Here is a 335-nt window from a genome sequence, read left to right as displayed (position 1 = left end):
GCTATTGAATGCAGGGTAAAGGGCGTGGAAAAAGGAATTGTCCTTACAGAAAACGATCTTGTTTTTGTCACAAACGGAAGCTGTACCGAGGGAACCATCTACGGTGATCAGAACCATGCGCCTAATGGAGATGCGGAAGTCCGTACAAGCGGCTGCTGGAATCTCTGGAAAAATATTGCAAAACAGGATCCAAGCTTTGGACATCCGGAAAAATTCTGTTCCGACATTAACAAAACCAACTGGGAATCTGCAACCATCACAACACTGGATGAAAAAATCATTCCTTATATTACCAATATCTGTAAACGCGATCCCCGCACCGGAAAGGTTGTTAC

General features: G+C 44.2%; 1 protein-coding gene. It reads left to right on the top strand.

The window, feature by feature from the left end; all coding sequences use genetic code 11:
* Window positions 1–24: 24 nt before the first annotated feature.
* The coding region (locus GO013_RS16830) for an oleate hydratase (protein WP_343219597.1) at window positions 25–335 on the top strand (311 nt) is incomplete at its 3' end.

It is taken from the genome of Pseudodesulfovibrio sp. JC047 (assembly GCF_010468615.1).
Taxonomy (GTDB): Bacteria; Desulfobacterota; Desulfovibrionia; order Desulfovibrionales; family Desulfovibrionaceae; genus Pseudodesulfovibrio.
This window is presented reverse-complemented; position numbering and strand designations above follow the sequence as displayed.